Below are 23597 nucleotides of genomic sequence, written 5' to 3'. Positions count from 1 at the left end.
GCCAGCCGTTTTCGTTTAAACGAGCTTAGCGATTATCTCGCTGTAATGCACGCGAGGTAAACTGTATATCTTTAAGTTTAGCTGAAAAATCATACATTTTATTTTCATTATCTAAACCAATGGCAATATAACGTTTTGATTGGAAATCATGAAATACATCCAATGTTGACCATTGCGTTGGTACTTCATAATAATTTAACCCATGAGCCATGCCTAAACGATACAATTCATTTCGATCATCATAGATATCGGTAACCGCAATTTGCCAGCTGTCTTCATCAATATAAAACACACGTTTTTTATAAATATGACGAGTATTTTCTTTTAAGTTAGCTTCAACTACCCAAACACGATGCTTTTCATAACGCACTAAATCAGGGTTGATATGACCAGGCTTGACGATATCGTCATAAGTCACTTTATCACTATGTAAACGGTAATCATTATAAGGAATATAAAGTTCTTGCTTACCTTTTAATGTCCAGTTATAGCGATTTGGAGCACCGTTGAACATATCAAAATCATCTGTGGTTCTTAAACCATCTGACGCAGTACCTGGTGCATCATAAGCCACAGTTGGTGCTTTTTGAGCACGACGAATACCTTTATTGTATATCCATGCTTGGCGTGGTGTTTTGATTTGATCCATGGTTTCATGAACCAATAACGCTGTTCCTACCAATTTTGATGGCTCAGTCACTTTTTGTTTAAATTTAAACAAAATGTTTGTTTTTTCTAATTTTTTAGGCGAAGCACCTTTAACTCCATAAGGCAACATTAACTGTTCATCAAAACCTATATAGGTATAGTCTCCTGAAGCGGTCGGCGTCACTTGCCCACCTTCACGAGTTAAGGCTTCACCACGATAACGTAGAATATGATTCCATATCGCTTCTAAACCAGATTGTGGGATCGGAAATGGTACACCAACAGCTGCTTGCGTAATACCATTACCATCTTCAATCAACTCAGAACGACCAGCATTGTCAACCGTTGCTTGGTATACATGCTCGGGAAAAGAAGCAGAACGTCGTGTTTGATACACATTCATTTTGAAGGTACTAGGATAAGTTTCAAACATTTTGATTTGCCCTGGTGTGAGCAAATCTTTGTATTCATCAACATTAGCCGCAGTAATAGTGTATTTGATCTTATCTTGTGGGTAAGGGTCTAAGTGATGCATTCCTGGCTCATAACCAGCAGGCGCTTTAGTAATACCGCCAGTCCACTTTGGAATACTACCATCTGCATTTGCACCGCGAATAGCCCCCATAGGAGTTAATTCACCCGATAATTTTTTTACTTGTTGCTCGTCAACTTTAGCGTGTGAAATACCAGAAAATGCAATGCCAATGGCTAACGATAATAAGGTTATTTTTTTCATATTTTAATGCCCTTATAGAGAATATTTTACATTGAAAGATACATAGTCACGATCTTCCATTTTATTAGTTGTGCCTACGCCGCCCCAAAAGCCATTATATGAAATGTCAGCAGACCAACGACTCTGATAATCAAAGGTTATTGCCGCAGAAATCGACTTTCTATCTTCGACAAATAAGAATAATGGATCAGGTGTTATCCCACTAACGTCATGTGAGAAAATAATACGAGGTGACATGTTAATGCCAGCAAACACATTCGAATAATCAAGCTTAGTCACAAAGCGATATCCCCAAGCAAAATCGTCTGGGAATGGATTTGTTTCAACACCATCTTGTAAACCAAGTGCTAAGCCCTCTTTGCCCCCTGAAATACCGCCACTTCTGGCTGTACCGGGTCCATTCAAACGTAACTCATCTTGATCAGGCATATCATTAATTTGAATACCACCAACTTCTAATAAGGTAGTCAATTGATCAGCACCTAAAGATGGGCCCCAAAAACGAGTCATCGTCATTTGTGCTTGTACAGTATCCGATAGAATAAAACCATTGGCTTTTTCACCTAGACCAAACACGGGCATTTGCGAAATGCCATCTAAATCAGGTCTAAGACCAGCATTTGCTAATTGTTGAGGCATTGCTGCAAACAATAATTCAACATCATCGATTTGTAACGGTTCATCTTGACGATATGACACTTCGCCCGCAAACGCAGTACCAGCAAATGTGGTGTTAAAACTCATCGCATACAACTTAATGTCTTCTACATAATCAAGTTCAACACGAGAAAATGCACCTAAATTGGTATAATTATCTTCTGTGATTTCTGTTGACAATATGTATGCTAAATCATCAGGCACTTTAGTAAAGTCTGAAGTGATACCTGAAAATACCGGACGACGGCTATGGTAATTCATATGATATAAGCTGATCTCTGTTTCATTAAAATCAGGTAAGTACCACGATAAACGAAGACCATATTGACCACCGTCTTCAGGATCATTAGCCGCATCTTTTTGGCGAAGCGTTAATTTTGTTGGAAAGCCACCCACATAATCCGCGCCTGCTTGTGCTAACACGGCACCGGCAAGTGCAGGATCCGTCCCTGCAGCGGCTAATTTACCTAAAGTATCAATTCTAAAATCATTTAAACTGGAGATCAGAAAATCAAGGTCCATGTCTGGGTTGCCAGTAAAGCCTAATTGTACATTGTTGTAGTAACCACCTTCACCAGCAAAGTCATTAGTAGAGAAATAACTACCGGGTGCAGGTAATACTGTTTTTTCCCATTGATACTGATAAAACATTTCAACATTGAAGTTCTCTGTAATCCCTAGAGATGTCCAAACAGCTCCAAATGGAATAAAGGCTTCAGTAAGCTCTGCCCCTGGCGCTCTTAATCGTGCTACATCAATCGGATTAATTTCACTGATACCGTGAGAAATCAGGGTACTTTCGCCCCAACCTATTACTTGTTGACCAATACGTACCGATAAAGGCATTTCACCAAGATAAAAGTCACCGTAAAAATAAGCGTCTAATAACCGGATGTCATTACAGACACGATCACTTGCTTCACTATCACGACATACATCACTTCTTGTACCCGATGTAGGACTCATCCAAGGACGATCACCGTCAGACATTTCCATATCGTAGAAATACATGCCACGAACGAATAGCCCCATGTCTCCATTACGAATATCTAACTCATGTGTCCCTTTAAATAACTGAGAAAACATTTCGCCGGCATCATAATTTAGGTTACCTAGATCGCCATTATTGGAGTAGCCCCCCTGACCTAGCCAGATATCAACATTCGTCGGATTAGCATTTAATGTTGGATGATAATTTGAAAAATCAAATTGATTATTTAGGTTATTTGACTTTCCAACGTTGTCTTGCCAATTACGGTCTTCAACTCGCCAACTTGCGCCAACTGAAAATGTTGAATCAAAACGAATATCAAAATCACCTAATTCAAAATTTCCCGCTATCGATTGCCCTGAAACGGAATACATTAACCCTGCTGTGATCGCAGCGGCTAATGGCTTTTGATAAAACCTCTTTATTGGGCTTTGTTTCATTATACTCTCCCCAGACCCGAAACAATTCTTGTTATAACTTTTATTAATTTACTCGTTATTTTATTACCGAACATCAACAAATATAACTTATCAACCAGTCACTAGTATTAATGTAGTAGTATAAAACAATAATTGCATCATTTTTACGGCTAAGCAAGTGATAAAAACAAATGTTAATACGCTGTATTTTAATGACTTGCATACTAGATAATCACAAATAAAAAGACACGTTTTAAACAAGCGTTTAAAACATAGCTTTCTGCAATTATAAAATTATTCTATTTAACGCAGATACAAGGTATGACCAGCCAATTAGACAACTATTATTTTCAAGCACTAATGGTCAGACCACTGTTTAAAGCTTTCACTCTAATCCGAGATTCTATGTAATGATTTAAATTTATTATTTTCGGTTTCTAAACAAAAAAACCCGCTGACACCCGTTGAGGTTAAAAATTTTCGTAGATGCATCGCGGGAAACTGAATTCGTTTACCGTGGTTTGACGTTACCACTATTGAATGCACTTTCCCTTGATAATACGGCAGGTATTGCTGAGTTGACATGTTAATTGAAAAATAATACTTCATAACATAACACCATCATTTTTAGCTTAACGCAGCATCAAGTTTTTCTTTTAGATCTTTTGATAAATTCTCAATTTCAGCTAAATTCACTAGCTCTTGCTTTATCAATGCTTGGCGCTGCTGATCAAAGCGCTTGAATTGAATCAGCGGAGTAATCAAACGCGAGGCAACTTGTGGATTAATGGTATTTAATGCACGGATATGTTTGCTTAAAAAGCGATAGCCTTTACCTGAAGCACAGTGGAAATAGCGAGGATTATAATGACTAAAAGCACCAATTAATGAACGAGCGCGGTTTGGGTTTTTTAAGGTAAATAACGGATGGTGCTCAAGTTTAGCTAATTGCTCAAAAATACTGTCATCATTATATTGAGCCTGTAACATAAAACATTTATCCATTACTAATGGTGTTTCATACCACTGTTGTTCAAACTGTGCTATGGCGTCTGAAAATTCTTCACTGGCGTTCTTCGCCATTACAGAAAGTGCAGCCAAACTATCTGTCATATTGTCCGCATGTTGATATTGCTGATTTATCAGCTCATGATATTGAGGTAATAACGCTAAATAAGACAAGCAAGTATTCTTAAATGCTCGCTCTCCTATCGACTGACCATCATTTTGATAATCTCCCTCAGCAAATAACAGGTACTGCTGATGAAACATCACAGACAGGCCATTAGCTAAAAATAGCTTCACTTGCTTTATGGCATCAAGTAACTGAATCGGATCAACTTGTTCAAACTGCTCAACCAACTCATCAAAACTTGGCAAAGTTAATTGCTCTGCCTTTAATGCCGCATCAACATCGGTTTGTAACACAGCCTCAAAACTTTCAATGAGTGTGCTCGGTAATGAAAAAGTCTTATCATTGACTAGTGCCATGATATAACGAGTTAATAATTTTTGTCCCGCATCCCAACGATTAAACGCATCCGATGCCTGCGACATGATCAGTGCAAGCTCCTGCTCATTTTGCTGATAATCAACCTTGACTGGTGCAGAAAAGCCAGAGAGAAATGCAACAACAGGTTTTGTGTCACAATCACTAAATTCAAATACTTGCTGTTCTTCAGACAAGGTTAAGGTGTGAACTTGGCTCGTTGAAGCAGTTAATAACTCCAATTTTATTGGCATCAATAGGTTATGCTTCTTCGGCTGTTGTTTGCTAGGATAATTCACTTGTTTTATGGTGAGACGCAATTGATGTTGCGTAGCATCGAATTGCTCTTCTACAACCAATTGTGGCGTGCCTGACTGACTATACCAACGTTTAAACTGTGATAAGTCAATACCTGAAGCATCAGCCATCGCATTGACAAAGTCATCACAGGTCACTGCCATGCCATCAAACCGTTTAAAATATAAATCCATACCTTGCCTAAACTTCTCTTCCCCTAACAAGGTATGGATCATCCGAATAACTTCTGCACCTTTTTCATAAACAGTTAAGGTATAAAAGTTATTCATTTCTACTACTTTTTCAGGACGAATCGGATGTGCCATCGGTCCAGCATCCTCGGCAAATTGTTGCGCCCGTAATACACGTACATTTTGAATTCTAGTTACCGCGGCAGAATGCATATCACCACTAAATTGTTGATCTCTAAAAACGGTCAGCCCTTCTTTTAAGCTTAATTGAAACCAATCACGACAAGTCACTCGGTTACCCGTCCAGTTGTGAAAATATTCATGAGCGATCACCGCTTCTACATTAAAGTAATCAGTGTCAGTGGCGCTATTTTTATCTGCTAAAACAAACTTACTATTAAAGATATTTAACCCTTTGTTTTCCATCGCTCCCATATTAAAAAAATCAACAGCGACAATCATGTAAATATCTAAGTCATATTCGAGCCCAAAGGTTTCTTCATCCCACTGCATGGATTTTTTCAATGAAGCCATCGCGTGATCCGCTTTATGAAGATTCCCTTTATCTACAAATATCTCCAACGCCACTTCACGACCAGACATCGTAGTATAACTGCTGGTTAATAAATCAAAATCACCTGCTACTAAGGCAAATAAATAGCAGGGTTTAACAAAGGGATCATGCCAAGTGACAAAATGCTTACCATTGGCTAACTCCCCCTGATCGATTTTATTACCGTTTGATAGTAAAAATGGGTAACTCGCTTTATCGGCAATAACCTTGGTAGTAAACTTTGCCATGATATCAGGACGATCAAGGTAATAAGTAATACGTCTAAATCCTTCCGCTTCACATTGAGTACAAAATGCTTCACCGGATTTATACAATCCTTCTAATGCGGTGTTTGTTGCCGGATTGATATGGGTGACTATGGTTAGGCTAAATGATGTTTCTTTAACCGTTATACTCAATTGGGTATCGCTAATTTGGTATTCATCAGCTTGTAATAAACGCTCATTTAACTTGATACTTGCTAATGTTAACTGTTCACCATCTAAAATTAGCGTTTGTGCTTGACTGTTTACTTTACGTAACGTCATGTGGTTAGTAACAACTGTCAACTGCTCATCTAAGTCAAATTCAAGTTCAGTGGAGTCGATCTCAAAATCACTTTTTTGATAGTCAGCAAGTATACGAACATTATTAGTTGTCATAGCAACACCCTAGGAAAGATTGATAAACAATAAAGCCTGCAATTAACAGGCTTTATTTTTGAATAATTATTTTGTTTACAGCAGTGTAATTAATTGTTGGATATTTTTCTAATTCTAAAACCTAAATAGCCATAAATAATCGCTAAAATTGGGTTAATTAAATTAAAGAAACAATAAAAGATATAATCATAAGACGTTAATGCTAGTGCACCAAACATAAAGGCACCACAGGTATTCCATGGGATCAATGGTGAGGTAATTGTGCCTGAATCTTCTAATGTTCGGCTTAAAACGGTTGGATGCAAACCACGGCGTTCATATTCTTCCTTATACATACGCCCAGGCATGACAATCGCCATATATTGATCGGCGGTCACCAAGTTCGTGCCAATACAAGTAGCAACAGTACTTGCGATTAAACTACCTGTTGATTTTGCAGCAGCTAATATTGATTGCACAAACTTTTTCAACATACCTAAGTGTTCTAATACCGCACCAAAGCTTAATGCACACATCACTAGCCAAATGGTATTAAGCATACTCGACATACCACCACGGCTAAGTAACTCATCTATTTCACTATTGCCAGTATTTACCACCACACCATCAAAAAACGCAGTCCAAATAACTTTAACATTAGCAGTGAGCGAACTGGCACCATCTTCTGCCATCGTCATAATTAATTCTTGCTGAAAGATTGCTGCCCAAATTGCACCAATAGTCGCACCAATAGCTACCGCTGGAAACGCTGGCATTTTCTTAAATGCTAAGAACAATAAAATAGCTAAAGGAATAAGATTCAGAATATTAATGTTATATGTCGCTTCAAGTGTTTGGGTTAAAGATTCAATACTTTCAGTGCTACCCACATTCGCCGACGAGTGATTAAAGCCAATAATTAAAAATAAGACTAACGCAATGGAAATCGATGGGATCGTCGTTAACAACATATAGCGAATATGAGCAAAGAGTTCACTACCAGCCACCGCAGGAGCTAAATTGGTTGTTTCGGATAAAGGCGAGAGCTTATCACCAAAATAAGCGCCCGATATCACGGCTCCGGCAGTCACCGAGGTCGACATTTCAAAGCCATTGGCTATGCCGATAAACGCAACACCGACAGTGGCGGCCGTTGTCCACGAACTACCTATACTCATCGCAACAATACCACAGACAAGACATGCTGCGGCATAAAACCAACTAGGATCAATGATCTGTAGACCATAATAGACCATGGTAGGCACTGTCCCTGATAACAACCAGGTACCAATAAGCGCGCCAACCGCCAAGAGAATTAAAATAGCCCCTAAAGAAATGGATATACCATGAACAATCGCTTTCTCTATTGATCCCCAGCTATAACCGTTTTTTAAACCAATAACTACAGCGATACCCATAGCAAATAACAAGGCGATTTGGTTCGGACCAAATGATGAATTATCAGCAAAATAGCTAACCGATGCCGAAAGCATCAAAATGAGCGCAATAAGCGGGATCAAAGCATCCAAAAAACTCGGAGCTTTAACCTGATTATGATCTGACATAGCGTGATGTTACCTTAATACTGTGTTTATTATTATAGTGATATTATTTTCACGGCATGTAACATGCCTTTTGTTTGCTTGGCATGCAAGCATTTTTATCATTTTAGTCAGTGAATTTTGCCACTGTTCGATGAAGTGCATAAATAACTATTCAGTTTAGCCGCTTAAATTTTCAAACATAAAAAAACCGCCATTTAGGCGGTTTCTTAATGACTAACTATTTATTTTTTACCATTTTACCCAAGGTAACAAGGTCAAAGGTTATTCGAGCTGTTTCATCTAAGAATGGATCGATTTCATCCAACTCCTCAGGTAAGTCTTCAAGCTTAGTGACAGGTTCTTTACCCATCAATGCTAAACGCTCGTTCGCACGGATAAGTTTTTTCGCTTTACGCTCATCTCGTTTCTTCTTGCGTTTTGCCAAATTAAGCGAGATCACCTTCTTATCTTTCTCTTTTTTATACTCAGCAATATCACTCAGTAAATAATTAAATTCACTGCTTTCTTTGATCCTTTCCTTATGCAGCGAAGTCAAATAATCTAAATCTGCCGCTAAATCCGTTAAAGGTGTGTAACGGGCCTCAGGCACTTTATCCCAAGGCAAAGCATTTTCTTCTTTGCTTTCTCCCCAATCTTCAGGATCAATAGCACTAGGAAAAGCAATATCAGGTAATACCCCTTTATGTTGAGTACTGCCGCCATTAATACGATAGAATTTAGCAATAGTGTATTGAATACTGCCAAACGGTTTATCATATAAATCATACACTCGGCCCAGTGATCGATGCTGCTGTACCGTACCTTTACCAAAGGTATGTTCACCAACAATGATCCCCCGACCATAATCTTGAATAGCCGCAGAAAATATTTCTGAAGCAGAAGCACTGTAACGATCCACCATAACGGTTAGCGGTCCGTCATAATAAGTAATACCATCACGGTCACTATTAATTGAAATACGGTTTGCACTATCACGTACTTGCACCACAGGGCCTTTATCAATAAATAACCCAGTTAATCGTGTTGCTTCAGTTAACGAACCTCCACCGTTGCCTCTTAAATCAACGATAATTCCTTCAACATTTTCAGCGGTCAGTTTCTCAATTTCTTTTTTTACATCACGCGATAAATTATTGTAAAAACTTGGAATATCAATCACTCCTAATTTTTTACTATTTTTGTCACCTGGTTTTTCATAAATAATTTCTGATTTAGCCGCGCGATCTTCTAAGACAATTTTGTCGCGGATAATCGACACCACTTTGATACTCGACTCGTCAACCGCTTCACCTGGCAACACTTGTAATCTTACTTTGCTGCCTTTTGGCCCTTTGATCAAATCAACCACATCATCTAAACGCCAGCCAATAACATCTTCAAATTTATCATCACCTTGAGATACACCAACAATACGATCTTTAGGTTTAAGCTCATTTGACTTATCAGCGGGTCCACCAGTTACCACACTTTGAATGACGGTATAGTCTTCTTCAGCTCTTAATACTGCGCCAATACCTTCTAAGGATAAATTCATATCCATTTGAAAACGTTCTGCATTTCTCGGCGATAAATAAGAGGTATGCGGTTCAACCACACGAGCAAAGCTGTTCATCACGATTTGAAATACATCTTCACTTTCACTTTGTTTAATGCGTTTAATGGCATAACGATAACGTTTGCCAAGTACTTCTTTGACTTTATCCCACTCTTTACCAGCTAAGGTTAAGTTCAAAGCGTCGTACTTAACTTTTAAGCGCCATAATTCATTCAGTTCTTGCTCTGAACTAGGCCATGCAACATCTTCGCGATCAAAGTTGTATGTTTCATCTTTATCAAAATCGAAAGGCTTATCTAATAATGTCAGTGCGTACTGATAACGCTCCATACGTCGCTGCATATTGAGATTATAAATCTCATAAGCGATATCCAACTTACCGCGAGCAATAACACTATCAAAATCATCACGGTATTGTTCAAACTCTTCAATGTCTGACGCTAAAAATACATTGCGATTATAGTCAAGTTGTTTCAAATAACGTTCAAAGATTTTCTCAGACAACTCATCATTCATCTGCACGGTTTTATAATGAGAACGGGTAAACTGAGCGGTAATACGTTTACTGGACGAAGCATGCTGGCTCTCCGGGGCTAACACAGGTAACGACTTTTTATCAATGTTGTTTGAAGCCGATAAGCCGACCGAAGTTAATGTCAATGATATGGCAAGAGCGATACGACAAAATTTTTGCATGCTTGCTACTCCAATTATTCAGTAAAAATATTTTTAACGTGTGTTTTGACAACCATTCCTGAGTTTAGTTGCACACTTACATCATCACCCGAAACATCGGTGATCACTGCATCTAACGGTGCATTACCAAGTTGAACTTTCACCGATTTACCCACTTTAACCGCACTAGACTCTACTGGTTTAAGTTTAGCAGCTACTTTAGCAGGTGCTCGATTGCTAGACTTAACGGCCTTAAATTTCCCCTTATTACTAGCTTTACTCGAAGGCTGCGAAGCCTTAGTAGACGGCTTTTTCCCCTTATACGAGGTTTTAGCACCATTGTCTTTATTATTTTTGTTACCAAATTTTTCTTGGCTTTCCTGCAAGGTTTTTGCTGCGTAATCTGCTTGCTCTTGATCGATTTCAGCAACTTGTTCACCGTTAACATCAACGCGAAATGCCCCCGCTTTGATCGCCTTTAAATATCGCCAACTGCTGGTGTAATGACGCAATGCTTGACGTAATCGCGTTTTGCTGACCATGTCATCATCAGCTAATTGCTCAGCTAAGTCTTGAAAAATACCAACTTTAAGCGGTTTAGCTGCGCCTTTGATTGAAAAACATGCAGGAAACTTTTCCGCAAGATGAGTAATAATTTCTTTGGAGGTCACACGTTTCACTTCAGCCTGTGGTTCGCCAGTCTTTTCAGCGTTTTCTTCCACTGCTTTTGTTACTTCATTTTCTGTTTTAGTTTCCATAAATACAACTTATATAATAATGTCTAATTTTCCAGATATTGCTCACGATTTTGTAGTACATGCGTACACCAGTCACTAATATCTTCACTTTCAATTTCAGCTAAGGCTTCTTGCCCTATCCAATGTTCCCAAACCAAAGCTAATAATTGGCTTAATATCTCTGGTTCAATATCTTCTTCTGCAAAGTCATACAAAGTATGATAAATCTCATTTAAATTTTCTGTGACCTGTTCTTCTTGACCTTCCCAGTCACCAACAACTGCCTCACTCACTAAATAATCATGGATCACCACAAATTCTTTCATAGTACTGTAGCTTCTTGTGCGTTAAGGGTTTGTTCAAACAAGGCGACTATCTTTTCAAGTCCTTGTTGATCTTGTTGATCAAAACGATCAAATGCGACACTGTCAATATCAAGTACAGCGATCACTTTACCATGCAAGCGTACAGGGATCACTATTTCAGAATTACTGGCTGCGTCACAAGCGATATGCCCAGAAAATTGATGAACATCTGCAATACGTTGCGTGTTATTTTCAGAAACCGCTGTACCACAAACCCCTTTACCTACAGGAATACGAATACAAGCTACCTTCCCTTGGAAAGGACCTAACACCAATTCATCATCAATAAAACGATAAAACCCCACCCAATTCACTTGCTCTAAGGCATCAAATAACAAGGCACTGATATTTGCCATGTTAGCAATAGTGTCATTTTCGCTACCAATAATGGCTTCTACTTGACTCGCTAAGGTTTGATAAAAAGCTGTTTTTTCCATGATGAAATTATAACTTCGCTAAAAATCGCATAACATACCGCGATAGTGTATCAAATTAAAGCTTTATCACCGATATATTATGAAATAATTAGGATGAATTGAGCTTTGTAGTATAAATAATATGCAAACAAGGAGATATTGTTCTTTGTTTAATCATTATTCAAAGAGATGAATCAGCTTATTCAAGGGAGGGAGATTTAGCCGTTTCGTTATCTTCATTCACCATTTCAATATCAAACAAAGTAATATTAACAGGCGTTTTTTAATTCTAGTAGTAGTGTATTCATTTGTTTGCTACCGCCAAACATCACTCATGCTGCACTCAAGGTGCAGCAAACTTCAAAAGACACTAAAGTGCGATATGATAATTAACCACCACTTGCGCAGTAATCGCCTTTTTTGTTGTTGACGAATTAAAACCAACGCTCGATTCACTCATCATTCTGTACCTTACAGGTGCAAAATGAGATGTTTCTTTTAGTGAAGCTAATGAACCTAATGTAACCCCAGCTTGTTTGGCAATATCAATCGCTTTCTGCTTCGCATTTTCAATCGCGTTAGATAACGCTTTTTGATAGTACTGCTCAGGTTGTTGAAATGACATTTCCATTGGCGAAATATGGCTAACACCAAGCTTTACCACTTGATCTAGTACTTTGTCATAGATTTGCCACTCGGTGAAAGAAACACGGATTGTTCTTCCGACATCAAATTGTGTCATTTTTTTATTATCCACTTGATCCGTGCGATGAGTAGATAATGTCACTTTTTCATTGTGATGTTGGGTTTTAATTTTTGTTGGCTCAATCGTTATTGATGGTTTCTCATAAATGGGGTACATAGTCACTTGTGATGAGTCAATCGCAGACGGTTTTATGCCTTCTTGAATAAACATATCAGTGATCAATTGACTTTTATGATCAACTAACGCCTTAGTTTTAGTGGCGCTACGACCCCGCTCCTTAATTTGTATCGTTAAAGAAAATAAATCAGGCTCCACTGATACGCTCGCTTTGCCAATAACCTCGATCCCTTTTGTATTTGCAACCACTGTACTGCTATAAACACAGATAAAACTCATTAGCAATATAGATACGACTCTCATAACATCCCCTAATGTGTATACCCAACAAAACTAGCTGCTCGGCATAAAAAAGTTTTTATTTACCATAGACTGATAGTATTAATGACTCTAAAAGTAATTGAAATACTGTATTTTGTTATCAAATGTTAAGGCATTAATAGATCAATTAATTAATGCCTAATAAGCAAATAGACAAGCGAAGCGAGTTAATGTTCCAGCAATATCATAGATTTCTATATTGCACGTCTTGCTGTACAAGCTTTGACCTTAGTAGATCAAAATGAATCTTCCGGTATCCTCACCCAACCTTCCATTAATATTCTTGCGCTACGGCTCATTATCGCTTTATTAACGGTCCATTTACCATCAATAGCTGTCGCCTCTGCCCCCACCTTTAACGTACCGGATGGATGCCCAAAAATAACCGAGTTACGCTCGCCACCGCCTGCAGCAAGATTAACTAGCGTACCAGGAATTGCCGCAGCGCTGCCAATTGCCACCGCTGCAGTTCCCATCATCGCATGATGTAGTTTTCCCATAGACAAAGCTCGAACATTTAAGTCAATACCTTGCGCTGTCACCGTTTTACCGCTTGACGATGTATACCCCTTAGCTGGTGCAACAAATGCAACTTTAGGGGTGTGTTGCCTCGCTTTCGCTTCACTGATATCAGTGATTAATCCCATTTTCATCGCGCCGTATGCGCGAATGGTTTCAAATCGAGCCAATGCATCCTCATCATTATTTATCGCATCTTGTAGCTCTGTACCATGATAACCAACATCATCAGCATTTAAGAAAATTGTCGGAATGCCCGCATTGATCATCGTTGCTTGAAAACTGCCGATGCCGGGCACTTCCAGTTCATCGACAATGTTGCCTGTTGGAAACATCGCTTCATTAGGATCAACGGGGGCGATAAACTCTACAGGAACTTCTGCCGCAGGAAAGGTTACACCATCAAGTTCAAAGTCACCCGTTTCTTGAACTTGCCCATTGGTAATTGGTACCTGCGCTATAATAGTTTTTTCAATGTTCTTTTGCCAAATACGTACAGTACAAACACCATCTTGCGGAATACGATCTGCATCGACTAAGCCTGAATTGATGGCAAAAGAGCCAACTGCCGCCGTTAAGTTGCCACAATTGCCAGACCAATCAACAAACGCCTTATCGATAGCGACTTGACCAAACAAATAATCAACATCATGATCAATTTTTTCGCTTTTCGCTAAGATGACGGTTTTACTGGTACTGGACGTTGCCCCACCCATTCCATCAGTTTGCTTACCGTAGGGATCTGGACTACCTATGACCCGCAGCAACATGTTATCACGTGCCTGCCCAGGTTGCTGACAAGCTTGAGGTAAGTCATCGACGGTAAAAAACACCCCTTTTGATGTTCCGCCGCGCATATATGTTGCTGGGATTTTTATTTGAGCTTTATGACTCATAGCTCTCTCCAAATGAGTAATTAAAAAAATGGCACATTTTCTCAATGTGCCATTATTGTGTGTTTAACATGTGATCACTTTATACTGATTGAATCAACTAAAGTGATGAGTAACTGTTAGGCATTAGATTGTAAAAAATCTTGAGCGAATTTTTGCAATACGCCACCTGCAGCATGTACTGTTACTTCCTCTGCGGTATCTAAACGACACTTCACCGGTATTTCAACTGATTCACCATTGTTACGCGTCATTAATACCTTCATAGCACCACCTGGTGCCGTGGTACCAAGCACGTCAAAGGTTTCTGTACCATCAATCTGATATGTCTGACGCGTGTCACCATTAATAAATTCTAAAGGCAACACTCCCATGCCGATAAGATTAGTACGGTGAATACGCTCGAAGCCTTCAGCCACAATCACTTCGACACCAGCTAAGCGCACACCTTTAGCAGCCCAGTCACGTGATGAACCTTGACCATAATCAGCTCCGGCAATAATACACAACGGCTGTTTACGTGCCATATAGGTTTCTATCGCTTCCCACATACGGCTTTCTTGACCTTCAGGCTCAATACGAGCCAGTGAACCTTGTTTAACATTACCTTGCTCATCAAGGCACATTTCATTAAACAACTTAGGGTTAGCAAAAGTTGCACGTTGAGCGGTTAAATGATCACCACGATGCGTTGCATAAGAGTTAAAATCTTCTTCCGGCAAGCCCATTTTTGCAAGGTATGCTCCCGCAGCACTATCTAACAAAATGGCATTTGATGGTGACAAGTGATCGGTGGTGATATTATCACCCAGTACCGCTAATGGTCGCATACCTTTCATGGTTCGCTCGCCAGCTAGCGCTCCTTCCCAATATGGTGGACGACGAATATAAGTACTCATTTCTCGCCAATCATAAAGTGGACTTTCTGCTGGTTCAAATGCACCTAAATCAAACATTGGGGTATACACTTTGCTGAACTGTTCTGGTTTGACAAATTCGTTGACAATCGCATCAATTTCTTCGTCTGATGGCCAGATATCTTTTAAGCAAATGTTATTGCCATCTTGATCTTGACCGAGCACATCTTGCTCAATATCAAAACGAATAGTACCTGCAATCGCATAAGCAACCACTAATGGTGGCGAAGCTAAGAATGCTTGTTTTGCGTAAGGATGAATACGCCCATCAAAGTTTCGATTTCCAGAAAGTACCGCTGTGCTATATAAATCACGCTCAATGATCTCTTGTTGTATTTTCGGATCTAATGCCCCTGACATGCCATTACACGTTGTACAAGCATATGCCACAATACCAAAGCCTAATTTTTCCATTTCTGGTAATAAACCAGCTTCTTCTAAGTATAGCTTCGCAACTTTAGAGCCAGGCGCAAATGATGTTTTTACCCAAGGCTTGCGCACTAAACCTAACTCATTAGCTTTTTTTGCCACTAAGCCCGCGGCTACGACATTTCGTGGGTTTGACGTATTGGTACAACTGGTGATCGCAGCAATGATAACAGCACCATCTGGCATTTGTCCTGCTTGCTCTTGCGCTTGGCAACTGGCTAACTCTTTAGCAACCCCCGCTGATGCTAGATCAGCCGTTGCTAAGCGACGATGCGGGTTCGATGGCCCTGCCATATTACGACCTACCGTTGATAAGTCGAAAGTCAACACCCGCTCATATTCAACCTCGGTTAAATCATCAGCCCATAACCCCGTATGCTTAGCATATGTTTCTACTAATTCTACTTGCTCAGGCTCACGCCCTGTCAATTTCAAGTAGTCTATCGTTTGTTGATCAATATAGAACATGCCAGCAGATGCACCATATTCTGGCGTCATATTTGAGATGGTGGCTCGATCACCTATGGTTAACGCTTTGGTACCTTCACCGTAAAACTCTAAGTAACTTGATACCACTTTTTCTTTTCTTAAAAATTCAGTGATTGCTAATACAATATCGGTGGCAGTAATACCTGGCTGGCGATGCCCCACAAGTTTTACGCCAACAATATCAGGTAATCTCATCATCGATGGACGACCTAACATGACAGTTTCAGCTTCCAATCCACCAACACCAATGGCAATAACGCCTAATGCATCAACATGCGGTGTATGAGAGTCGGTACCAACACACGTATCAGGAAACGCAACGCCATCTCTTAATTGGATCACTGGCGACATTTTCTCTAAGTTGATTTGATGCATAATACCGTTACCAGCTGGGATCACATCAACATTTTTAAACGCAGTTTTCGTCCATTCGATAAAGTGAAATCTATCTTCATTTCGTCTATCTTCAATCGCTCGGTTCTTATCAAAAGCATCAGGTTCAAAGCCGGCGTGTTCTACGGCTAATGAATGATCAACAATTAACTGTGTTGGTACCACGGGATTTACTTTTGCAGGATCGCCGCCCTGATCAGCAATAGCATCACGTAAACCTGCTAAATCAACTAATGCGGTTTGACCTAAGATATCATGACAAACGACCCGAGCTGGGTACCAAGGAAAGTCTAACTCACGTTTATTACCAATGATTTGCTTTAATGCATCGGTTAATTCTGATGGCTGACATTTACGAACTAATTGTTCGGCTAATACTCGCGACGTGTAAGGAAGTTTTGCGTAACTGCCGGGTTGAATTGCCTCAATGGCTGAGCGGGTATCAAAATAATCGACAGTAACGCCATTGAGTGAAAAACCGGGAAGCGGCTTGCGGTGATCATAGTTCATAACTTAATCCACTGTTTTTAATTGGCAGCATGTGGTCATAACGACCACATGCTTGATAGAATATGCTCAAGCAAACTATCGCGTTGCAATAGGTGTTACTTTACGCGGTTCAACACCGATGTAATCGGCTGACGGACGAATAATACGGTTATTTTCGCGCTGTTCCATTACATGTGCAGCCCAACCGGTTAAACGTGAGCAAACAAATATTGGCGTAAACAACTTAGTCGGAATTCCCATAAAGTGGTAGGCCGATGCATGGAAGAAATCAGCATTACAGAATAGCTTTTTGGTATCCCACATAAATTCTTCACACGCCACTGAAATATCATAAAGTGATGAATCACCAAATTCTTCTGCAAGTTTTTCAGACCATTTTTTGATAATGACATTGCGAGGATCAGAGGTACGATAAACAGCGTGACCAAAGCCCATGATTTTCTCTTTACGCTCAAGCATGCCAGCCATTTGCACTTTGGCATCTTCAGGTGAATCGAACTTTTCGATCATATCCATTGCAGCTTCATTCGCACCACCATGTAATGGGCCTCTAAGTGAGCCAATCGCCCCAGTAATACATGAGAACATATCTGATAATGTAGATGCACAAACCCGCGCAGTGAAAGTAGACGCATTGAACTCATGCTCAGCATACAAAATTAATGACACATCGATAACACGACGATGTAATTCTGATGGTGTTTTACCTGTCAATAATTTTAAGAAGTGACCACCAATGGTATCTTCATCGGTGACACAGTCTATTTCTATATTTTCATGTGAATAGCGATACCAGTAGGTCATAATAGCAGGAAACGCTGCTAATAAGCGGTTTGCCGCATTGTTTTGCTCGCTAAAATCAACTTCAGGCTCTAAATTCCCTAGAAACGAACAACCAGTGCGCATCACATCCATTGGGTGTGCATCGGCAGGAATACGTTGTAATACTTCTTTTAACGCTTGTGGTAAATCACGCATCGCAAATAATTGCGTTTTATATTCATCTAATTGCGCTTGATTAGGCAGTTCACCGTTAAATAATAAATATGCGACTTCTTCAAATGTCGCATTGTCAGCTAAATCTGAGACATCATAACCACAATACGTTAAGCCACTACCTGATTTACCTACTGTACATAATTTTGTTTCACCAGCGCTTTGACCTCGAAGGCCAGCACCTGATAACTTTTTATCAACCATTATTCTTTCCTCATTAATCTTGTCTATAAAGTCATTATTTTTTTATTACGCTTAGCATTAAAATCTACATACCAAGCGTTAGCTTTCTGATCTTTATTTATTTTTGCCTTCGGCAAACAATGAATCTAACTTTTGCTCATAATCGTGATAGCCTAAATAATCGTATAGCTCCATGCGCGTTTGCATGTTGTCGATTTGAGCTTTTTGATCGCCATCGGCTAATAGGGTTTTATACACAGATTCTGCCGCTTTGTTCATAGCACGAAATGCTGATAGAGGGTAAAGCACCATAGCGCAGCCCCACTCACCCAATTGTGCTTTATTCCATAACTCTGTTTGGCCAAATTCTGTAATATTAGCTAATACAGGGACATCTAGTGCTTGTGTAAATGCACGATAATGTTCTTCAGTTTTAACGGCTTCTGCAAAAATACCATCAGCACCAGCAGCGACATAAGCTTTGGCTCTTTCTAACGCTTTCTCAAGACCTTCTTGCGCAAAAGCATCAGTGCGCGCCATGATAAAAAAGTCATCATCGCTGCGAGCATCAACGGCAGCTTTGATGCGATCCACCATTTCTTCTGTTGAAACGATTTCTTTATTTGGTCGATGTCCACAACGCTTTTGAGCAACCTGATCTTCTAAATGCACGGCAGCTGCGCCAGCTTTTTCCATATCACGGATGGTTTTCGCAATATTAAACGCACCACCCCAACCAGTATCAATATCCACTAAAAGAGGCAGGCTTGATGCAGACGTAATACGTTGTACGTCTGCAATAACATCATTTAATGACGTCATCCCCAGATCAGGTAAACCGTAAGAGGCATTTGCTACACCGCCACCGGATAAATAAATAGCTTGGTGACCTAATTGCTCAGCCATCATGGCACAATAGGCATTGATGGTACCAACGACTTGTAGCGGTTTATTGTTTTTCAGTGCTTGTCGAAATTTTGCACCAGGTGATAATTTCACAGACATGTTAGTTGTCCTCTGTTGATGAATGAGCGCTTTGTAACGCTATTTTCTTTTCAATATTTTTACGAGAGGCCGCGATATGGCGTCTCATAAGAATTTCTGCTAATTCGCCATCTCTATCGGCAATCGCTTCGACAATATGTAAATGTTCATCAAATGCCCGCGTTGCTCGAGGGCTATTCATACCAAACTGGATACGATACATACGTACTAAGTGATACAATTGGCCACACAAAATGTTGATTAATTGCTGATTATGGCTACCGACAATCACCTTATAGTGAAAATCAAGATCACCTTCTTCTTGGTAGTATGAAACACCATCTTTAAGATCTTGCGATTTTGCATGTTGCGCAAGTACTGACTTAAGCTCAGCAATTTCTTGCTCCGACATATTTTCTGCGGCTTGCCGACATGCCATTCCTTCCAATGCTTCGCGTACCACATAAATTTCAAGCAATCCTTCAATGCTACAATCTACGACACGTGAGCCAACATTCGCCTTACGCTCAACCAAGTGGCATTTTTCCAATCGATTAAGAGCTTCTCGTAATGTTGAACGACTTATTTCAAATTGCTTGGCTAGGCCTGGTTCACTAATTTTACTGCCTGCAGGAATATGACCTTCAACAATCGCATGCTGGATTTGCTCAAAGACTTTATCTGCAGTTGTAACCGCTTGGGGTTGAGTTGGATTAACAAGCGCCATTAATATTGTCGACAATTTATTTAAGATATCCGAATGGTAGACTATTTGCGCTGATAGTCAAGCCAAACAGACAAGATTGTCGACAATTAACACTAAAGTTGTAGAAGAAATTCTATTTACCACTAGAAAATAAAACAAATTGTAGACAAATCAAGTTAAAAAGACTGTCCTACTCATCTAGATAAGCGAATACAGACAAATGAGAGAGCGAAATAGCCAATACGTTGCAAAATAAACCTTCATTCGCTAATGCTTTTTCACTCAATGAACATCGATTCACTCAACCTAAACTGTAAGCTATTCCCTAGTTGAAAAATCTGTGAATAAGTTGTTACTTAGCCGTTCATAATTGGTGTAACACATGTAGATAAAAAAGCAGAAAATTAAAATAAAACACTATTTATCAATCAGTTAAAATTTATTGTTTTTTTATTCGCATTTAACCAAGATTGCACTACAATTAATTCTACGGATTAAATATCAACCAATGATGCTCGCAACTTTTTGGCTTGGTGCTTGTCACATAACCTGTTAATTAGCGCACGGCTCATCTCCTTTTTGAGCCATCCCCTAGGCCCGAAACTTACCAAAAGTTTCGGGCTGTTTTTATCTGGGGTACCTAATAGTTAACACAGATTAAATAAGCGTTTGTAATTATTACTTGATATTTGGGCAATATGTTCGACTGACTGACCTCTGATACTCGCCAAATGTTTTGCTACCTCTACAACATAGGCAGGTTGGTTCTGTTTGCCGCGATAAGGAACTGGTGCTAAATATGGGGCATCCGTTTCAATTAATATTTTATCATCAGGGACTTGCTTTGCCACTTCACGCAATGCACTGGCATTTTTAAATGTCACTATGCCTGAAAAAGAAATATAAAAACCCATAGCTATTGCTTGCTTCGCCATATCCCAAGTTTCAGTAAAGCAATGTAAGATACCACCGACTTTTTCCGCATGCTGTTGACGCAAAATATCTAAGGTATCCTGTTGTGCATCCCGGGTATGAATAATCAGCGGTTTATTAAGCTCTATTGCAGCTTTAATATGCTTTTCAAATGAGTCTAACTGTAATGCTTTAGTTTCTGGTGCATAAAAATAATCTAAACCTGTTTCACCAATAGCAATCACCCTTGGATGACGAGCAAGTTCGATCAACCTATTTAGGTCGGTTTTATCTTCTTGGTTTAGTGGATGTGTGCCACAAGTTAGTAGAACATTGTCGTATTTGGCCGTTTTGTCTGCCATTGTGGGAAAATCATCTAAGGTAACGCTGACGCATAACATTTGCTCAACCTTCGCTAAGCTGGCCGCCTCAACAACCGTATCTAAGTTATTGTCAAATAAAGACAGATCAAGGCGATCTAAATGACAATGAGAATCTATAAACAAAAATTTACTCCTAAATTAACTGTGGACTATGGTGCCAGCAAATTTTACATCGTTAATGTTGGCTCAGATGAGTTAAGTAAGCGACCTATGGCCTTTTCAATTTGGTTACGCATATTTTCAGGATCTTCAACAAAAGAAATGCCAATACCCGCAGGCGTACCATGCTGAACTCCGATGGGGGTTAACCAACAGACTTTACCGATAATTTCTGACGCTTCTAGCGAGTCAGGCAATAGCACTTGTAATTTAATATCCGCACCTAGTTCAAAACTTTCAGTGGTTCGAACAAATAGCCCACCATTTTTGACAAATGGCATATAGGCTTGGTACAAATCTTTATCGGTAACAAATTCTAAATAGAGCTCTTCCATTTCATTCCCTTAATTACTCATAACTAATTGAATATCAACTAATAGTTTTTCTAAACCTAACTCATGATTAAACTGACTATAAGTCACCACCTTTTTATTATAGCTATTAATTAATTGATATACTTGATATAATTCATCTCGCTTTTGTCCAAAATACTCAGCCATAGCCTGTGGTGCTATATCGCTAGCTTCGGTGAAGCTTCCCCATTTCGCTGCATTTCTGAATAAGTCGACTGTCATCTTCTCAAGCCATCGCAGGTTATGGGGCTGTTGTTCGAGAGTAGCCAACAATGTCATGCGTTGTTTACCGTGATACAAAAATGACACAAATTGCTTAGAAATTGCTTTAAACGCTTGGTTTACTTCATTATCAGTTAGTTCCGCAAGATGAGATAAATTAATAAACGCATCATCACTGTGCTGATTAAGCTCATTAACGAGATGTTTACCAACCGGTGGACGTAATTGAATTTGCCGACAACGACTAATGATAGTGGGTAACATATGCTGAACATCATTGACCAATAAAATGACATAACTCTTTGGTGTAGGCTCTTCTAGTGTTTTTAATAATGCATTTGCGGCAGATTCAGTCATTTGTTCAGCCGCGAGGATCATCACAGTTTGATTACGGCCTAATTGAGCTGTTTTTTCAAAAAAACGGCTGGACGCTCTTATCTGTTCAACCCCTATGCTATTTTTCTCTGCTGCTATTTCAAGATGATCAGGGTGTGTTTGCTGGATAAACAAATGACAAGCTTTACACTGTCCACAAGGGCTAGTAAATGTATCATCTATAACATTCGATGGTGATGTGTTTTGTGATAGCTCACAGGCTAATGTTTGTGCTAGCCAATGAGCCAGCTCATATTTTCCAGCGCCAGCAACCCCGGAAATTAACAAAGCATGAGGTAAGGTGCTCTGATTGATTTGTTGAATTAAGTGCTCTTTTTCAGAGACTAACCAAGACTTCATTAACAACTCACCTTCCACGAAGAAATGCTGTTATCTTTTTTCATTCTACCATCAAGCATATTGAGCCAATAAGTTATCGATAATTTTTAGTACTTGTTCTAACACTTGAGTTTTAGACTGAGCCGCATCTATCACTGAAAAGTTATCTGGCTGCTGCTGCGCTTGGAGTAAATAACCATTACGAGCTTTGACTAGAAAATCCATTTTTTCATCTTCTAACCTATCCAGCCCTTCTCCCCGACTTTTCACGCGTTTAAGCCCTTCAAGCGGATCTAAATCTAAAATAATATTCATCTCAGGTTTAAAACCATGCAAAGCTAACTCGTTAATTTGGCTGATAGTCGCTAAATCAATGCCGCGAGCATAATGTTGAAAACTAAATGTTGCTGCATCAAACCGATCCGAGAGCACTATTTTTCCCTCTGCGATAGCGGGCTTTATTTTTTCAGCTAAATGTTGTGCTCGACCAGCACCAAAGAGCATTAACTCAGTAAGATCACACATCTCTGGTGTAGATGGGTCTAAAATAACTTCTCGGATTTTTTCACCAATAGGTGTGCCGCCTGGTTCTCTGGTTAAAACCACGGAGAAACCTTTTTCCGTTAAGTAGCGCGCAACTTCATTGATCACTGTTGTTTTACCAGCACCATTGCTGCCATCAAAAACAACCATAAATCCTTTATTCATATTCTCTCTCTATGTTAACTCGCTAACCCAAAGGATTTACGCATCTCA

At 39.5% G+C, this 23597-nt stretch carries 19 protein-coding genes; all 19 read right to left on the bottom strand.

Annotated elements, in window-relative coordinates; all coding sequences use genetic code 11:
- Nucleotides 1-25: 25 nt before the first annotated feature.
- Entirely contained in the window at nucleotides 26-1384 is a 1359-nt protein-coding gene (locus IV514_RS12480) for a DUF1329 domain-containing protein (RefSeq protein WP_206485598.1), read from the bottom strand.
- A gap of 12 nt (nucleotides 1385-1396) precedes the next feature.
- Nucleotides 1397-3472, bottom strand: coding sequence for a DUF1302 domain-containing protein (locus IV514_RS12475; protein ID WP_206485597.1), 2076 nt, complete (start codon nucleotides 3470-3472; stop codon nucleotides 1397-1399).
- Nucleotides 3473-3841: 369 nt separating this feature from the next.
- Nucleotides 3842-4060, bottom strand: a complete 219-nt coding sequence (locus tag IV514_RS12470; RefSeq protein ID WP_206485596.1) for a DUF2835 domain-containing protein — start codon at nucleotides 4058-4060, stop codon at nucleotides 3842-3844.
- Between the two features lie 18 nt (nucleotides 4061-4078).
- Complete coding sequence (gene pepN, locus IV514_RS12465) at nucleotides 4079-6643, bottom strand: aminopeptidase N (RefSeq protein WP_206485595.1); 2565 nt, start codon at nucleotides 6641-6643, stop codon at nucleotides 4079-4081.
- An 89-nt stretch (nucleotides 6644-6732) separates the two neighbouring features.
- Complete coding sequence (nhaC, locus tag IV514_RS12460; protein WP_206485594.1) at nucleotides 6733-8187, bottom strand: Na+/H+ antiporter NhaC; 1455 nt, start codon at nucleotides 8185-8187, stop codon at nucleotides 6733-6735.
- Between the two features lie 217 nt (nucleotides 8188-8404).
- A complete protein-coding gene (prc, locus tag IV514_RS12455; protein WP_206485593.1) occupies nucleotides 8405-10438 on the bottom strand; it encodes a carboxy terminal-processing peptidase in 2034 nt (677 codons plus the stop codon).
- A 14-nt stretch (nucleotides 10439-10452) separates the two neighbouring features.
- The gene (gene proQ / locus IV514_RS12450) at nucleotides 10453-11175 is read right to left on the bottom strand and encodes an RNA chaperone ProQ (protein ID WP_206485592.1); all 723 of its coding nucleotides are present in this window, start codon (nucleotides 11173-11175) and stop codon (nucleotides 10453-10455) included.
- A 23-nt stretch (nucleotides 11176-11198) separates the two neighbouring features.
- Nucleotides 11199-11480 carry a hypothetical protein gene (locus IV514_RS12445; RefSeq protein ID WP_206485591.1) on the bottom strand — a complete coding sequence of 94 codons (282 nt, stop codon included), beginning with the start codon at nucleotides 11478-11480 and terminating at the stop codon, nucleotides 11199-11201.
- The gene (locus IV514_RS12440; RefSeq protein WP_206485590.1) at nucleotides 11477-11956 is read right to left on the bottom strand and encodes a GAF domain-containing protein; all 480 of its coding nucleotides are present in this window, start codon (nucleotides 11954-11956) and stop codon (nucleotides 11477-11479) included. Before IV514_RS12440 ends, IV514_RS12445 begins: the two co-directional genes overlap by 4 nt.
- A 349-nt stretch (nucleotides 11957-12305) precedes the next feature.
- A complete protein-coding gene (locus IV514_RS12435) occupies nucleotides 12306-13061 on the bottom strand; it encodes an SIMPL domain-containing protein (RefSeq protein WP_206485589.1) in 756 nt (251 codons plus the stop codon).
- Between the two features lie 254 nt (nucleotides 13062-13315).
- Nucleotides 13316-14494, bottom strand: coding sequence for a 2-methylaconitate cis-trans isomerase PrpF (gene prpF / locus IV514_RS12430; RefSeq protein WP_206485588.1), 1179 nt, complete (start codon nucleotides 14492-14494; stop codon nucleotides 13316-13318).
- Between the two features lie 116 nt (nucleotides 14495-14610).
- Nucleotides 14611-17229 carry a Fe/S-dependent 2-methylisocitrate dehydratase AcnD gene (gene acnD / locus IV514_RS12425; protein ID WP_206485587.1) on the bottom strand — a complete coding sequence of 873 codons (2619 nt, stop codon included), beginning with the start codon at nucleotides 17227-17229 and terminating at the stop codon, nucleotides 14611-14613.
- A gap of 75 nt (nucleotides 17230-17304) precedes the next feature.
- Nucleotides 17305-18429, bottom strand: coding sequence for a 2-methylcitrate synthase (prpC, locus tag IV514_RS12420; RefSeq protein ID WP_206485586.1), 1125 nt, complete (start codon nucleotides 18427-18429; stop codon nucleotides 17305-17307).
- A gap of 93 nt (nucleotides 18430-18522) precedes the next feature.
- Nucleotides 18523-19413, bottom strand: coding sequence for a methylisocitrate lyase (prpB, locus tag IV514_RS12415; RefSeq protein WP_206485585.1), 891 nt, complete (start codon nucleotides 19411-19413; stop codon nucleotides 18523-18525).
- 1 nt (nucleotide 19414) lies between these two features.
- Nucleotides 19415-20119: a GntR family transcriptional regulator gene (locus tag IV514_RS12410; RefSeq protein ID WP_206485882.1), complete on the bottom strand. Its 705-nt coding sequence runs from the start codon at nucleotides 20117-20119 to the stop codon at nucleotides 19415-19417.
- Between the two features lie 626 nt (nucleotides 20120-20745).
- Nucleotides 20746-21516, bottom strand: a complete 771-nt coding sequence (locus IV514_RS12405) for a TatD family hydrolase (protein WP_206485584.1) — start codon at nucleotides 21514-21516, stop codon at nucleotides 20746-20748.
- A gap of 44 nt (nucleotides 21517-21560) precedes the next feature.
- The gene (locus tag IV514_RS12400; protein ID WP_206485583.1) at nucleotides 21561-21887 is read right to left on the bottom strand and encodes a PilZ domain-containing protein; all 327 of its coding nucleotides are present in this window, start codon (nucleotides 21885-21887) and stop codon (nucleotides 21561-21563) included.
- Nucleotides 21888-21896: 9 nt separating this feature from the next.
- The gene (locus tag IV514_RS12395) at nucleotides 21897-22862 is read right to left on the bottom strand and encodes a hypothetical protein (protein ID WP_206485582.1); all 966 of its coding nucleotides are present in this window, start codon (nucleotides 22860-22862) and stop codon (nucleotides 21897-21899) included.
- A 51-nt stretch (nucleotides 22863-22913) separates the two neighbouring features.
- A complete protein-coding gene (tmk, locus tag IV514_RS12390; protein ID WP_206485581.1) occupies nucleotides 22914-23549 on the bottom strand; it encodes a dTMP kinase in 636 nt (211 codons plus the stop codon).
- Nucleotides 23550-23597: the final 48 nt, after the last annotated feature.

It is taken from the genome of Thalassotalea sp. G2M2-11, assembly GCF_017168195.1.
Taxonomy (GTDB): Bacteria; Pseudomonadota; Gammaproteobacteria; order Enterobacterales; family Alteromonadaceae; genus Thalassotalea_E.
Note: the sequence above shows the minus strand (reverse complement) of the source record. Positions and strands in the feature narration are given on the sequence as shown.